12 protein-coding genes are annotated in these 14,481 nt (G+C 42.8%); 1 reads left to right on the top strand and 11 read right to left on the bottom strand.

The genetic code is table 11. The features are described 5' to 3' along the window. Positions 1-8 precede the first annotated feature (8 nt). The 6 genes from ABJF57_RS17405 to ABJF57_RS17380 form a co-directional block, all read right to left on the bottom strand. Complete coding sequence (locus tag ABJF57_RS17405) at positions 9-4,382, bottom strand: CusA/CzcA family heavy metal efflux RND transporter (RefSeq protein WP_462232614.1); 4,374 nt, start codon at positions 4,380-4,382, stop codon at positions 9-11. 203 nt (positions 4,383-4,585) lie between these two features. Further along, positions 4,586-4,984 (bottom strand): hypothetical protein, encoded by a 399-nt coding sequence (locus tag ABJF57_RS17400; RefSeq protein ID WP_462232613.1) that lies wholly within the window; start codon positions 4,982-4,984, stop codon positions 4,586-4,588. A gap of 47 nt (positions 4,985-5,031) precedes the next feature. After that, on the bottom strand, positions 5,032-5,433 hold the full coding sequence (locus ABJF57_RS17395) for a Fur family transcriptional regulator (protein WP_420575394.1): 402 nt from the start codon (positions 5,431-5,433) through the stop codon (positions 5,032-5,034). A gap of 3 nt (positions 5,434-5,436) precedes the next feature. Then, complete coding sequence (locus ABJF57_RS17390; RefSeq protein ID WP_462232612.1) at positions 5,437-6,669, bottom strand: hypothetical protein; 1,233 nt, start codon at positions 6,667-6,669, stop codon at positions 5,437-5,439. Next, positions 6,666-7,097: a Rieske (2Fe-2S) protein gene (locus ABJF57_RS17385; RefSeq protein WP_462232611.1), complete on the bottom strand. Its 432-nt coding sequence runs from the start codon at positions 7,095-7,097 to the stop codon at positions 6,666-6,668. The genes ABJF57_RS17390 and ABJF57_RS17385 overlap by 4 nt, the downstream gene beginning before the upstream one ends. Positions 7,098-7,099: 2 nt before the next feature. Further along, entirely contained in the window at positions 7,100-8,293 is a 1,194-nt protein-coding gene (locus ABJF57_RS17380; RefSeq protein WP_462232610.1) for a di-heme oxidoredictase family protein, read from the bottom strand. An 85-nt stretch (positions 8,294-8,378) separates the two neighbouring features. Here ABJF57_RS17380 and ABJF57_RS17375 point away from each other — a divergent pair, with 85 nt between their 5' ends. Then, positions 8,379-9,041, top strand: a complete 663-nt coding sequence (locus ABJF57_RS17375; protein WP_462232609.1) for a metal-dependent transcriptional regulator — start codon at positions 8,379-8,381, stop codon at positions 9,039-9,041. A gap of 26 nt (positions 9,042-9,067) precedes the next feature. On the opposite strand, the gene ABJF57_RS17370 is transcribed toward ABJF57_RS17375, so the two are convergent. From ABJF57_RS17370 to ABJF57_RS17350, 5 genes are all read right to left on the bottom strand, one after another. After that, positions 9,068-10,294, bottom strand: coding sequence for an exo-alpha-sialidase (locus ABJF57_RS17370; protein WP_462232608.1), 1,227 nt, complete (start codon positions 10,292-10,294; stop codon positions 9,068-9,070). Next, positions 10,291-10,758, bottom strand: coding sequence for a TlpA family protein disulfide reductase (locus ABJF57_RS17365; protein ID WP_462232607.1), 468 nt, complete (start codon positions 10,756-10,758; stop codon positions 10,291-10,293). The genes ABJF57_RS17370 and ABJF57_RS17365 overlap by 4 nt, the downstream gene beginning before the upstream one ends. After that, positions 10,755-11,351, bottom strand: a complete 597-nt coding sequence (locus ABJF57_RS17360; protein ID WP_462232606.1) for a DUF2911 domain-containing protein — start codon at positions 11,349-11,351, stop codon at positions 10,755-10,757. The genes ABJF57_RS17365 and ABJF57_RS17360 overlap by 4 nt, the downstream gene beginning before the upstream one ends. Positions 11,352-11,361: 10 nt before the next feature. After that, positions 11,362-13,848 carry a heavy metal translocating P-type ATPase gene (locus ABJF57_RS17355; protein ID WP_462232605.1) on the bottom strand — a complete coding sequence of 829 codons (2,487 nt, stop codon included), beginning with the start codon at positions 13,846-13,848 and terminating at the stop codon, positions 11,362-11,364. Positions 13,849-13,919: 71 nt separating this feature from the next. After that, positions 13,920-14,480, bottom strand: coding sequence for an AraC family transcriptional regulator (locus tag ABJF57_RS17350; RefSeq protein ID WP_462232604.1), 561 nt, complete (start codon positions 14,478-14,480; stop codon positions 13,920-13,922). Position 14,481 lies beyond the last annotated feature (1 nt).

Genomic DNA, 14,481 nt, shown 5'->3' with positions numbered 1-14,481 from the left:
TTTCTTTTTTATTGAATTCCTGAAATGAATTCGATTTGGATAATTGTCTGATTGTATTGGTTGAGGATGTCCAGATAATTAAACCGGACACTTAGGGATCTATTGAGCCCCTGGGTATACTCGACGTACCCTATGTCTCCGCTTTGAAACCCTTTTTGCGCTTGCTTCAGAATTAACTCCGCTTGTGGAAGCGCATTCGTCTGATAGTAGCTGAGACTATTTTGAAATTTATAGTATTGCTGCAACAGTGATTGCAAACGTCCCTCCAACTCGTTGCTCGCGGATTGAACCAATGCTTCATTTTCCTGTTTTTTCAGTTCAATCGTCCTGATGGCAGATGCCTGGGATTTTGCACCAAATATGGGAATGGAGATACCTACCTGAAATCCTGTAAAACGATCACCTGAACCGAAATTAACCGGATTTCCATTGATGTCCTGGTTGGGGCCATTGAGGGATTGGTTGAAATAACCAACCATCAGGTCAGGCATCAGTTTGGATTTCTCCAAAGACTTCTCTTTCTCGGCAACTGCTATTTGCTGCCTGAACCAGGCCAATGTAGGATTATCGTCCACATCTGCTTCAGCAATCAATGATTCGACTTCCCTTTGGATTAAACTATCACCAGCCGGATCAATCAATAAATCGGTATTCAAAAGCGTTTTTAGTGACGTTTGATAGATCTCAATGTCAGATTTGTTTTGTTCCAACATCACTTTGATTTCTGCAACCTGAGATTCTGCAGTAGCCTTTTCAAGCAAATTGGTTTCTCCTGTCCGGTATCTCAAATTGGCTGCTCGTGAAAAACTTTGATAGATACTGTCCTGCTCCAGAAGAAGCCTCCTTTTATTCTTTTCCATCAGCAGTCCATACCAGGTAGATTTCACCTTCTGAACCAATTCATTTTTTGTAATTGCTTCCCTCCACTCACTCGATTCAATTTTGGCACTGGCCAATTTGGATTGATTTGAGTAAACAGTTGGAAAAGCAATGGATTGATTCACATTGAACTGGTTGTCATTGTTAAACACACTGTTGTACTGCCCGTGCGTTAGACTGAAATCAGTCTTAGGCAGGTTCCAACTAGCACCCTTCAATGTCCTTTCCTGTTGGGTTTTTAAGTCTGCTGCCCGTAGTGTTGGATTGTTCTTTACAGCAATCTCTATGGCCTCATCCAATGTGTAATATTGAGACTGGCTTTCCTGTGCCTGCACCTGAGATTGGAGCATGAAAACCCCTACGAACAGGATGGGTAACACAGCTCCGGGTTTCACCTTCCATCCTTTTTCAAAATAGTAATAGAGTATCGGCAGTACGATCAGGGTCAGGAAAGTAGCTGTAATCAGCCCTCCAATGACCACTGTGGCCAATGGCTTCTGCACTTCTGCACCACCTGACTGAGATAAGGCCATTGGTAGAAACCCAAGAGACGCAACTGCGGCGGTCATAATCACCGGTCTCAACCGCGTTTTTGTGCCCTGGTAGATTCGTTCAAAGATATCCGAAACACCGTCCTTCTTCAGGTGATTGAATTCTGAAATCAGAACGATCCCGTTTAACACGGCCACTCCAAAGAGGGCAATAAACCCAACGCCTGCTGAGATGCTAAAAGGCATTCCTCTCAGATAAAGTGCCACTATTCCTCCAATTGCCGACAAAGGAATAGCTGTGAAAATCAGAATTCCTTGTTTAACCGACTTGAACGTGAAGTATAGCAGTACAAAGATGAGCAGAAGCGCAAGTGGAACAGCCACTGCGAGTCTTTGACGAGCCTCAACCAGATTCTCAAACTGACCTCCGTATGAGATAGAGTAGCCAGGAGCAAATACTACTGCCTGATCAATCTTCTTTCTAAGCTCCGTCACCACACTTTCTACATCCCTGTTTCGAACGTTGAAGGCTACTAAGATTCTTCGTCTCGTATCATCACGTTGAATTTGATAAGGCCCGTCTTCGATCTCCACATTGGCGACCTGATACAATGGAATTTGGTGTCCGTCTTTTCGTGAGATGTACAGGTTTCTCACCGACTCTAGGTCATTTCGATTGGCCTTATCCAATCTAACCACCAAATCGAAACGCCTTTCATTTTCATATACAAGTCCGGCAGACGCTCCGGCAAATGCAGCCTGAACTGATCGGTTCACATCAAGTATGCTTAATCCATACTTGGCTAATTGATCCCTTTTGTAGGTGATGACGATTTGAGGAATTCCTGTTACCTCTTCAATGTACAGGTCAACCGCACCCTCTACTCCTGAAGCAATACTTCCAATTTGATTAGCGTACTCCGATAAATCGTCCAGATTTTCTCCATAAATCTTTACTGCTACATCCTGTCGTACACCCGTCATCAGTTCATTAAATCGCATTTGAATCGGTTGTTGAAAACCAAAGGTTACTCCTGGAATTACCTCTAGAGCTTCCGCCATTTTGTTAGCTAGTTCTTCGCGATTGGATGCCGTAACCCACTCACTCTTATCTTTCAGAATAATCATAAGGTCGGCGGCCTCAATGGGCATAGGATCTGTTGGTATCTCCCCAGCTCCAATCTTGGATACCACTTGCTCTACTTCAAGAAATTGATCCAGCAGTATTTTCTCCGCCTGAGTGGTTGCCTTTATAGTGTTTTCCAGTGAGCTTCCAGTCATTACCCGTGTTTCCACCGCAAAGTCCCCTTCTTCCAACGTTGGGATAAACTCGCCTCCCATGTTAGAGAAAAGCCAAAGTGAACCTGCAAAAAGTCCCACCGCTACCCCAAGGAGAGGTATTCTCTTGTGCATGGCCCAACGAATAATGGGGTCATAGAGCCGATGGAAGAAGTCCATGATTTTATCTGAGATATTCTTCTTGTATTCGGTCTTTTTGCTTAGAAATAAGGCGGACATCATTGGAACATAAGTAAGCGACAAGATGAATGCGCCCAGGATTGCAAAACTTACAGTTTGTGCCATTGGCCGGAACATTTTCCCTTCCGTACCAACCAGAGCCAGAATAGGTAGGTACACGATAAGGATGATGATCTCACCGAATGCTGCTGAATTCCGAATCTTACTCGCGGACTTATAGACTTCCAAATCCATTTCATCCTGCGTCAGTTTTCTTCCAAATTTTAATAATCCAAGGTGATGCAAAGTAGCCTCTACGATGATGACTGCACCATCTACAATCAATCCAAAATCAATGGCTCCAAGACTCATCAGGTTGCCGGAAACTCCGAAGTAGTTCATCATTCCAAAGGCAAAGACAAGTGCCAAGGGAATAACAGATGCGACTATTAAGCCGGCCCGCATATTTCCAAGTAGCAAGAGCAAAACGAATATGACAATTAGGGCTCCTTCTGCCAGGTTCTTTGTGACTGTTCCAATGGCAGTGTTAACCAACTTGGTACGATCCAAAAACGGCTCAATGGTCACTCCTTCTGGTAAGGTTTTTCTAATTTGTTCGATCCTTGTTTTGACGTTTTCTATTACCTCAGCAGAGTTCTCTCCTTTCAGCATCATTACGATGGCACTGACCACCTCACCCTCTCCATCCCGGGTAGTGGCGCCATATCGCACCGCACTTCCCAGCTGCACGGTGGCAACATTTTTAATGAGCACTGGAATGCCATTTTCATTCGTACGAATGTTGATATTTCTGATATCCTCAAGATTTCCAACCAGCCCCTCTGTTCGAATGAAGTAAGCATTCAGGTTCTTTTCAATATATGCCCCGCCAGTATTCTGATTGTTCTCCTGAAGTGCCTGAAATATATCTGCAATGGAAACATTCATTGCTTTGAGCATATCAGGTTTAATAGCTATTTCAAATTGCTTGAGATGGCCTCCAAAGCTGCTCACATCGGCAACACCTGGCGTACCTAGCAGTTGTCTGCGCACTATCCAATCCTGGATAGTTCTTAACTCGCGAGCGTCATATTCGTCTTCGTAACCCGGAGATGTACCTACCACATATTGATAGATTTCTCCAAGACCGGTGGTGATAGGAGCCATGCCTGGCGTTCCGACCCCTGGTGGTATTTGGGATTGTACCTCGGCCATGCGTTCGTTTACCTGTTGCCGTGCCCAGTAAACATCTACATTCTCTTTAAAGACTATGGTCACCACCGATAATCCAAAGCGGGAAAATGACCTGATTTCGTCAATATCAGGTATGGTTGCCATGGTTATTTCAATGGGAAACGTAATGAGCCGCTCTACTTCTTCGGCAGCTAAAGAAGGTGATGTCGTAATGACCTGAACCTGATTATTAGTTATATCAGGGACAGCATCAATTGGTAATTGGGTAAGAGAATAGCCTCCCCAGATTATTAACCCCAAAGTAAGTAGGCCAATAATCAGTTTGTTTTTCACTGAAAAGTGAATGATTTTATCCAGCATTTTATTTTGGATTTAGAAATTCTAAATGATTTAATCGCAGGGCGTTAGCCTTTAGGCTGAAGTTCCCATACTCTGCGTCGGAAAATGAGGGCAGATTTCTCAGGGTTACTATCGTTTATTGGCTAATTACCAGACATGCGGACACTACAACTGTATGAGCGAATGCATACAGATTGGCTTGGCTAAATAAGGTGTCCGAAAAATTAGACCTGAGGAGGCTGAATTGGCTTCTCCAGATACTCAGAAGAAACTGAAAACTGGTAAAAACTACCTTTAGATTGAATGGAAAAAGTTTTGTCCCCTAATTCTATGTTTGAGAAATTATGGGTAACATAAACGGGTGCATGATTGCACTGATGCTGACCGTGAAACGGAAGATCGTCATCCTTATCATGGTCATGATGACCCTCACTATTATCATCATGGTGAACATAGTCTTCGACTATAAATTCAAAAAATGAATCTCCATCAAAAGCTTTATGTTCTTCAAAATGCTCAAAAAGTGCAGGGAGTTTCTGTAATTCACAACACATGTCCATGTTGGGAGCAAGGATCTGGATCACGAAAATCAGAGACAATGATATGGATATCACACGCTTCATCTAACAACAAATGTAATAATTTAGGTATGCAACCTGTTTGCATTGTTTTAGGAGCAGTTCGCGCATGTGCCTTTGTAGACCATGCTGGCACTGGCTGCCTTGAAACCTGTTGGAATGTTTGTTTGAGGGATTTTTGACTGAGTTAGGCAATACGTTTCACCACACCCCACGCAATGAAAGTGAATGTGCTGATCTTGTGGTTCGCATTCACAGCCTTCTTCACAGAGCGCATATTTCACCGCACCGGTTCCATCATCAATACTGTGAATGAGCTTCTTGTCTTCAAAGGTTTTAAGAGTTCTGTAAAGCGTAGCTTTATCTGCCCGTTCAAATTTTGTTTCAAGATCACTGAGACTTATTGCTGCTCCTGATTCTACGAGCTTTCTGAGTACTAACAGCCGCATGGCTGTTGGTTTGATGTCTCTATTTTCAAGTTTTTGTTCGAGCATTGACTAAAAATACGAAGAAACGCCAAACTGGATACCTGAGATCTTAGAAGGTGGATTGCCCAGAATATCGGTTTGTTCCATGAATCGATAGTTTAATCGAATCACTGTCTGGGCGGTGGGGCGAAAACTTATCGCCGGAACAACTGCCCAAATTTCATCTCCGATATTTCCTCCTGTTTCACGGAATGTCCCCTCATTCCAATCAACATATTCCAAACGCATAGCAACATTGAAAGAAGCGTTATTGAAGCCAAACAAATCCCCTGTAAGAATCGGCTGAACAAAGTCTACAAAACCTCCTTTTTGTTGATCCCCAAATTGCTGAGAAAAAGTACTAGGCACATCGATATTTATCCACGCCCATTCACCGACAATAAAGGTCTTGGTTACAGGAATTGTCGTATTAAAATCAATAGCATATACGTTCAGTCTCCTTTTATCATCCAATATCAAACCGTCTTCTTCATAGGTGTTGTAAATACCTCCCATATATGAAAGGCCAATTTCACCAACCTTGTTATGCCTTACGGCTATTTTTCCTGTCAGCAATGGCTCTCCGTTAGAGGATTCTTCGAACCGCTCTTTGTTTTCTTTAGATGCGGGTAAAAAGGTGCGATTCTCTCCGTTATTGATAATGGCTTCATTGAATCCATTGGTCAGGTAGGCTTCATATCCAAATGCCCATTCTTTCATGTAATATTTACCATAAAGTCCAAAGCCAACATTACTCCAGGTTGCTGGCAGCATATCCGTTGCAGCTATTGGGCGATCCACAAACTCCCATTTAGGTCCGTCATGATTTTGATTGAATGCTCCGATTGGATTCATCACTATTCCGCCACGTAGATTCAAAAGAGGATGCATACTGATGTCAAGTGCCGCAAACTCTATGGCTACCTCTTCTCCGCCTTCCTCAAATTCAATCTCAGAAAGAAACTTGATTTTTCTATGTATTGAGGAAGCAACAAAAAGCGTCATTCGCGGGACTCGGAAGCTATGACCATCTGTCACACCATCTTCACCAATGTATCCATAATCTGCCTCAATATATCCACCTACTGATACCGGCAACTTACCAACCTGCAGAAAAGGTCTGTTGTAAACAGCATCCATATTAAGCTGGTTTTTTGCCGTATCAACTGGTGTACGCTTGAGTAACGTACTGTCTATTTGAGCCTTTGCATCTATCGAAAGCAGAGATGTTATTGTTATAAGTATCCAACCAAACTTCCTCATGATAAATCGATTTTAAGTGTTTTACTTTCTTTTATAATTGGGAAACTTCTAAGCGATGTATCCGCCGGGCCATTTTGAACACTCCCGTCTTGTGTAAACTCACTTCCATGAGCAGGACACTGTAGGCGGTCTCCAAATACCTGAAGTTCCGTGCCTTGGTGTGTGCATTTCATGAGCAATGCTTTGTATTCATTGGCATTGAAGCGGAAAACAGCCACCGGGTATTGTAATGACTCATTCTGCACCACTACATACTTTAAATAGTTGTTTTCCTCTTTCAAAAAAGCTGCTTCAGACAGACTCAGATAGGAGCCATCTATGTTGCCGGAAATGTAGCGGGTTCCAGCACATCCTTCAAGGAGTAAACCTGTCGCCGCTATCCCAAGGCAGCCCATTCCGCATTTCCTGACAAATTCTCTGCGATCCATATCTAAAGGGATTTGAGAAACTTAATGAGTGCCTCTTTATCATCTTCAGAAAGAGAGACAAATTGATTTTTACTGTTGTCGGCTTCTCCGCCATGAAGCAGGATAGCTTCTTCAATACTTCTAGCTCGTCCATCATGCATTAAGAAGAATGATCCACCTTGCGAATTGGGCGAAAGCCCCAAGCCCCATAAGGGTGGAGTCCGCCATTCGTATGTTTCAGCAGATCCTTCGGTGGCACCATCATCTAGCCCTGGACCCATATCATGCAGCAACAAGTCAGTGTATGGGTAGAATGTCTTATTCGATAATGCTTCGATATCAGACTCTGGGGTTGTCCATTCAGGGATATGACATGAGGCGCACTGAATTTGGGTAAATATCGACTTCCCTCGTAGTACTACTGTGTTTTCTTCTGATCTAGGAATAGGAGCCTTTAATGTTTTGAGATAAAAGACCACATCACGAATCGTTTGATCCGTAACTTCCGGGTCGGTAGAAAGCTGGCTGTAAGGATCAATGGGCTCAAAAGTGGAAGTAATTCCCATATCCTGATTGTAGGCACCTACGGTCTGCTGAAGTAGATCAATAGCCGCAGCTTTCTTCCCAAAACGTCCAATTATTTTACCATTGACAGGTTGATGAAATGATTTCTGTTCAAAGTAGTCTGGTGGTGTTATGTAATTTGGTTTACCAGAAATACCATCACCATCTTCATCAAGAGAATCGACATTCTGCAGAATCTGTTGATCTGACAGTGCTGCAAGGAATCCTAACCCAGTGACAGCCGGTGGAGTAAACTTCATGAATGGAACACCATCTGGCAGCTTTTCGGGTTCAAACCCTGGTATTGCTCTATTTTGAAGTTGAGGACCTCCAATAGATAAATCCGGCAATGTGTTTGGTAGTGATTGACCAAATCTAGTGAGCGTGGTAAAAGGATGACCTTTGCCATCTCCTGCATGACAGCTTCCACAGGACGTGGCAACAAAGCCTGGTCCAAGTCCATTTTCCACTGAAAACACCTCGTCATTAAACGCAATATCTCCATCCAAAAATTGTCTTTGTTCTGAATGAGATAAACCTTCTGTAGGGCCATCCAGCAGCTCATTTTCAGCAGGAGCAGCTGGTATCATTTCTTCACATGAAATAACCAACACAAAAGTGACAATGCTCAGATATACTATTATTTTATTCATCTCAAAATAATTTTATACAAATCTATTAATTAAAGTTAGACATATCAAACTTTTAAATAAGGCATGCGATACTTACTTTTGAAACATGATCACTATCACAGAGGAGAATTACCTGAAAGCGATATACAGCCTAAATCTGGATCGAAACGGGAAGGAACTTGGTACCAATGAACTTGCGAGTCATCTTGGAATATCTCCTGCTACGGTGAGTAGTATGCTAAAGAAGCTAAAAGAAAAGGGATTCATTGATTACAAAAAATACGGTGCTATATCACTGCTGAAAGAGGGTGAAACAATTGCATTTGCTGTGATAAGAAAACACCGATTGTGGGAAACGTTTCTGGTGGAGAAAATGGAATTTACCTGGGATGAAATTCATGAGGTAGCCGAGCAACTGGAACACATTAAGTCCAAAAAACTAGTAGATCAGTTAGATAAGCTTCTGGGTTTTCCTGAGTATGATCCACATGGTGATCCAATACCGGATGCCAATGGCAAGATTAGAGGAATGCATAAAACCACTTTAGAAAATGAATCAGTCGGCAAGCCGCTAAAAGTTGTTGGGGTTAAGAATGATTCTCCGGCATTCCTTCAGCACATCACCCAATTGGGACTTGTGATCAATAGTAAAATCCTTATCAAATCACATCACGAGTTTGATGGATCTTTGGATGTTGAAATCGAAGGAGAAACTCGAATGGTTTCTCAAAAGGTTGCTGAGAATGTGTATGTTTCACCCAACCTGTAACGGCTTCAACACTGGTTGAACATGTTTCAGAATTTAAACTGAGAAAGGGAGACCGAAGTTTTATCTTCCTCAATTCTCGTCCAGGCGAAATACAACGTATCATCAACGATTTCCATCTGAGGAAATCCACTTCCTCTGGATGCACTGGTTTCGGATACAACTACCTTATCACTCAGAGAACCATCTCTTGATACTTTTCTGAATTTAATAAATGGTGTTTCTCCTTCCAGGTCAAGCCAACTCACATAGGCTGATTGATTGTCAATCATAACAATATCCACTCTACCTACCGAAACGGAATCGTCCACTATAATTGGCTCCTGAAAGGATGCTCCCGAATCATCCATAAAAGCAACCTTCACTTTGGCAATTCCCTCAGCAGCTGTAAACCAGGCTGTAGCTGTTGTGTTTTCATAAGCATCTATTCTAGGGCCATTTACCGGACATCCTGCAATCTTCCATCCATCTGAGTTAACCGTCTTAGGTTCAGACCAATCATTTCCAACAAATCTTACAAAGGACATATCTCGCATTTCTTCCTCTGAGCGATCACGGTAAACGATTACAGGTCCACCTGGGGTCATTGCGCCTCCTGTCTGGCAGCAATCACATACGCGAGAATCGAGCTCTGCTTCCTGTGTTAGGTTACCCATCATATCCAATGTGGCTGTCCGGATCGTCATTGCTCCTCCACCTCCGTGATCGCCGGAATCGTGATCACCACCTCCGGTATTGCGACCGTCCAGCCAGGAAAGTAGGAACGTTCCGTCATTCTTAGGTAGCATGGTTACAAATCCGTGCTCTGTTGGTGTGCCGTCATCATGGGGAATAATCGGTTCCGACCATTCGCCCCCGACTGGCTTATAGACCACATTCACATCGTAGGAATAGGTTCCTGAAGAGCTCTTAGCCAGAAAATGAGCAATCATATTTCCTTGCTTATCCACTGCCATCATGGGATAGTCCGCCCAATTCACAAACCAGTTGTTTCCTGAGGCAATTACCTCGGGATCTTGCCAAACATCATCTCTCAAGACAGAATACTTCAGGTCAATCCAACCCGAATCCCCTTTCTCTACCCAGGACATATACAGTAAATTGTCACCTCCCTTGGTCAAATAAGGCAAAGAAGCATTGCTCCCAGTAGGGGACTCAATACTTTGGAGTGAAGGGTTTTCTGTTGCCTTTTCTTGATTTTGCTGACAAGATAAAAGCAGTAAGGAAGCTATGATTAATGCGCTTAATAATTTCATTTCAGGTAGGTTTTAAGTTGTTCAATTTGTTCAAGACTATCCCATTTCCGTGCGCCAACAAGTGTTTCTAATAGCTTACCATCTTTTCCAATAATGAAAGTAGTTGGCAAAGAATAGACGCCTAAAGATTCTACAGAAGTTTGAATTTGAGCAAACGTGAGGTCAAAAGGTCGTCTTTCGTTGAATTGCTGAATCTTTTCAAGTGATTCATCCGATGCTAGGAGTAACACAAAGTCACCCGGCAATTCATTTTGCATCTTCACCAGATCGGGCATTTCCCTGATGCAAGGAGTGCACCATGTAGCCCAAAGATTAAGAATGACAATTTTGTTTTTGAATTGCTCTTTGTCCAGCGTTTCACCTTTCAAATCTGCCAGTTTGATTTTACCGATAAACGTGTCCTTCTCCGGTTGACAGGAAATCAAACCAATTAGTAAAAACGAAATGATTAGCAGCTTTTTCATTGATTCTCAACATCAAACGCCACAGCCGTCTGATCCCATTTAATGGTGATTTGTCCATTCTTATCGTCGATTTCACTGACCTCAAAAGTTAAGGACTCTACAACTTTATCCAGCTTTTGAACCGGAGTTGACACCCGAACCATATCATTTGCCTGATCGTAATCATCCGCAAGGTGCATGTCCCAGTCTTTACTGATAATGATTGTCCATTCTTCTTCACCAGGAATGGTGAACAGTCCATACTTCCCTGCTGGAATTTCTACGCTGTTGATGATCACATCTTTATCAAAAGAAATGGTGGTGGCCTTGTGTGCTCCGGTTGCCCAAACTGTGCCATAGCCGACCAATCCTCCGAAGATCATTCGACCTCTTTTACTTGGTGATCCATAATCAATGTGGACATGGTTACCACCCACCATCGCCATGGAAGCCGTTCGGGGACTCAGTGGTTTTTTCTTTGTGTCCTCTTTTTTAGCTTCATGCTCATGGTTTGCATGAGAATCTTTTTCACTGCTTTCTTGCTCACCTTTACCAGGGCTTCCACAACTAAAAAGCAATGCGAAAATTGTAAGTGTTAGTGCTGTCGTCTTCATGGTTTTTATTTTATCTTAATCTTAAACTATTACCTATTACTGAAACGGAGCTGAGGCTCATGGCCAATGCAGCAAGCATCGGACTCAACAAAAGACCAAATACAGGAAAAAGCACTCCTGCGGCTATTGGTACACCTAGCATGTTGTACACGAAAGCAAAGAACAGGTTCTGCTTGATGTTTCTCATTACATCTGTGCTCAACTTCCGAGCCCTCACAATCCCATCCAATTCTCCCTTAACCAGTGTAAGACTTGCACTTTCAATAGCTACATCCGTACCTGTACCCATAGCAACTCCTACATTGGCCTGTGCAAGTGCCGGGGCATCATTGATTCCATCACCTGCCATAGCTACAATTTTTCCTTCTTCTTGGAGCGCTTTGACTTTCTCGTATTTGTTTTCCGGTAAGAGATCCGCTTCGTATCCATCTAATCCAAGCTTATCTGCAACCGCTTTGGCTGTATTCTTATTGTCACCAGTGAGCATAATCACCTCCAGTCCTTGGTCCTGCAAATGCTTAATGGCATCAGCGGATGATTCTTTGATTGGGTCAGCCACGCTGATGAACCCGGCTACCTCCTTATCAATCACTACAAACATGACCGTTTGCCCTTCCAGCTGTCTTTGCTTCACATCTTCATCATGCTCCTTATCCAGTGTTAAATCAAATTCCTCCAGGAGCTTTTTGTTGCCAATGGCTATATGGAGTCCATCTACTTTGCCGGTAATGCCTTTACCAGTAATGGAGTTAAAATCGTCAACCTTCTGAGGCTTCAATCCTTTGTTTACAGCACCCTCAACAATGGCATGTGCCAATGGATGTTCACTACTTGATTCGAGTGAAGCGACATTCTTAAGAATGTCGTCCGCATTATGTTTATCAGTAATTGACTGAACATCCTGCAAGGATGGCTTCCCTTGTGTTATCGTTCCCGTTTTATCAATGACCAGTGTGGTCACCTTGTGCATTTCTTCTATGGCTCTTGCATCCTTTACCAAAATCCCCTGCTTCGCACCTTTTCCTGTTCCCACCATTATGGACATGGGAGTAGCTAATCCTAATGCACACGGACAGGCAATGATTAGCACGGTCACGGCGCTGGTGAAAGCATAAACCAACTTAGGATCAGGGCCCCAAATCGCCCATACGGCAAAAGCTATGATGGCAATCGTAACGACGATAGGAACAAAATAGCTGGACACTTTATCAGCCAGATTCTGAATGGGTGCCTTTGTCCGACTGGCTTTATTGACCATCTCGATGATCTGGGATAGTAGTGTATCACTTCCTACTTTCTGCGCTTTCATTTGAAAGGAGCTGGTACCATTGATCGTCCCCCCTATCACTTGATCTCCTTCCGATTTCTCAACGGGAACAGGTTCACCTGTGATCATCGATTCATCGATACTGCTTTTTCCTTCGGTTATCTCACCATCTACAGGGATCTTTTCACCAGGTTTAATCTTAATGATATCATCCAGCTTCATATGTTCCAATGGAATCGTCATTTCCTCACCATCTCTAATGACCGTTGCTTCAGGTGGTACAAGGTTGAGAAGCTCCTTGATGGCAGAATTGGTTTGACTTCTTGCTTTTGCTTCCAATAATTGTCCTAATAGAATCAGGGTAAGAATGACAACTGCAGCTTCAAAATATAAGTGAACAGCTCCTCCCTCAGATTTGAATTGATCAGGGAAAATGTCAGGAAACAGCAAGGCAAAAATGCTAAACAGGTATGCAGCTCCAGCTCCCAATGTGATGAGAGTCCACATGTTTGGCGAGCGGTTGATGATTGATTTGTACCCTCTCACAAAGAAATTCCAACACGAGTAAAAGATCACTGGTGTACTTAAAGCAAACTGCACCCAACCCCAGGTCTTTTCGCTTGCGATTTCGGATAAAGAAACACCTATCATCTCGCTCATGGCAATGAAGAAGACAGGTAGTGTAAAAGCCACCGAAATCCAGAACTTGGTCAGCATTTTCTTGTATGCTTTCTGTTCCTCCGAACCACCATCAGCAGAGGCTTTTTTCGGTTCCAAGTCCATTCCGCATTTCGGACATGATCCCGGATGATCCTGCTCTACTTCAGGGTGCATCGGGCAGGTGTAAATGGTTTTCGAACTTTCTTCCTTTTCCAAATCCATTCCGCACTTAGGACAATCCCCTGGCTTGTCATATTTCTTATCTCCTTCGCATAGCATGGGACAATAGTATTTGCCAGATCCTCCAGTGTTCTTTTTTTTGATTTTTGGCATTGGATGGTGATGATGCTCATGTGACCCTGGAAGGTGAATGTCATAGCGATCTCCCTCCTTTTGCAAGGCTTCTTTAAGTGTTTCAATTGGAATATGAGACTCCATTTGAACAACCGCTTCCTTATTTGCTAAATCAACGGCAACATCGGAGATACCCTCAACTGCTTTGAGCGTTTTCTCTACATGACTCTTGCAACCATTGCAGGTCATTCCTGAAATTTGATATGTGTGTTTCATCTTATTCGTAGATTAATGAAACAAAGTTCGGAGGTGTGTAACTGAATCGATTTCATAATCATGGATTTGATTTACACAATCTTGTCAAGAGGTTTTCTATCCGATTGAAACATGGTCTTGTACTCTGACATACTAAGTCCTGTTTCTTGTTTGAACTGCCCAGATAAATGATTGATGCTGGAATAATCAAGTATGGAAGCAATTTGAGAAAAGGAATGGGAACCATCCTGAATCAGCTCCTTAACCTTCTCGAGTTTCAATCTTAGGAAATACTTCTCAATGGTAATGTGTTCCCTTTGAGAGAAGACTTTGCTTAGTGATGAATAATCCCTTCCCAATTCATCTGAAATCATGGTCGAAAGCTTGTTCTTTCTTTGAATAGGAAGCTGGTCAATCATGGAGATAAGAAATACCTTTACCCCTTCAACAAGAATCTCTTCTTTGTTTTCAATTAGCTCAAAACCATGTGCTTCAAGGGCATTAACGATGGATTCAAGATCAACTGATTTTGAATCAATATCAATTACTCCTAATTCAATAGCATGCACTTCCACACCGAGATTGGTCAACTCGTCTTTGATCACTTTTTTGCAGCGATCACAAACCATGTTTTTGATGTGGAGAGTAGTCATG

It is taken from the genome of Ekhidna sp. (assembly GCF_039940915.1).
GTDB lineage: Bacteria > Bacteroidota > Bacteroidia > Cytophagales > Cyclobacteriaceae > Ekhidna.
Note: the sequence above shows the minus strand (reverse complement) of the source record. Positions and strands in the feature narration are given on the sequence as shown.

Excerpts from the sequence above, each read along its gene's own strand:
- ABJF57_RS17385 (WP_462232611.1), bottom strand. The coding sequence starts at position 7,097 with ATGGATCGCAGAGAATTTGTCAGGAAATGCGGAATGGGCTGCCTTGGG.
- ABJF57_RS17375 (WP_462232609.1), top strand. The coding sequence starts at position 8,379 with ATGATCACTATCACAGAGGAGAATTACCTGAAAGCGATATACAGCCTA.
- ABJF57_RS17400 (WP_462232613.1), bottom strand. The coding sequence starts at position 4,984 with ATGAAGCGTGTGATATCCATATCATTGTCTCTGATTTTCGTGATCCAG.
- ABJF57_RS17360 (WP_462232606.1), bottom strand. The coding sequence starts at position 11,351 with ATGAAGACGACAGCACTAACACTTACAATTTTCGCATTGCTTTTTAGT.
- ABJF57_RS17390 (WP_462232612.1), bottom strand. The coding sequence starts at position 6,669 with ATGAGGAAGTTTGGTTGGATACTTATAACAATAACATCTCTGCTTTCG.
- ABJF57_RS17365 (WP_462232607.1), bottom strand. The coding sequence starts at position 10,758 with ATGAAAAAGCTGCTAATCATTTCGTTTTTACTAATTGGTTTGATTTCC.
- ABJF57_RS17370 (WP_462232608.1), bottom strand. The coding sequence starts at position 10,294 with ATGAAATTATTAAGCGCATTAATCATAGCTTCCTTACTGCTTTTATCT.
- ABJF57_RS17405 (WP_462232614.1), bottom strand. The coding sequence starts at position 4,382 with ATGCTGGATAAAATCATTCACTTTTCAGTGAAAAACAAACTGATTATT.
- ABJF57_RS17380 (WP_462232610.1), bottom strand. The coding sequence starts at position 8,293 with ATGAATAAAATAATAGTATATCTGAGCATTGTCACTTTTGTGTTGGTT.
- ABJF57_RS17350 (WP_462232604.1), bottom strand. The coding sequence starts at position 14,480 with ATGACTACTCTCCACATCAAAAACATGGTTTGTGATCGCTGCAAAAAA.
- ABJF57_RS17395 (WP_420575394.1), bottom strand. The coding sequence starts at position 5,433 with ATGCTCGAACAAAAACTTGAAAATAGAGACATCAAACCAACAGCCATG.
- ABJF57_RS17355 (WP_462232605.1), bottom strand. The coding sequence starts at position 13,848 with ATGAAACACACATATCAAATTTCAGGAATGACCTGCAATGGTTGCAAG.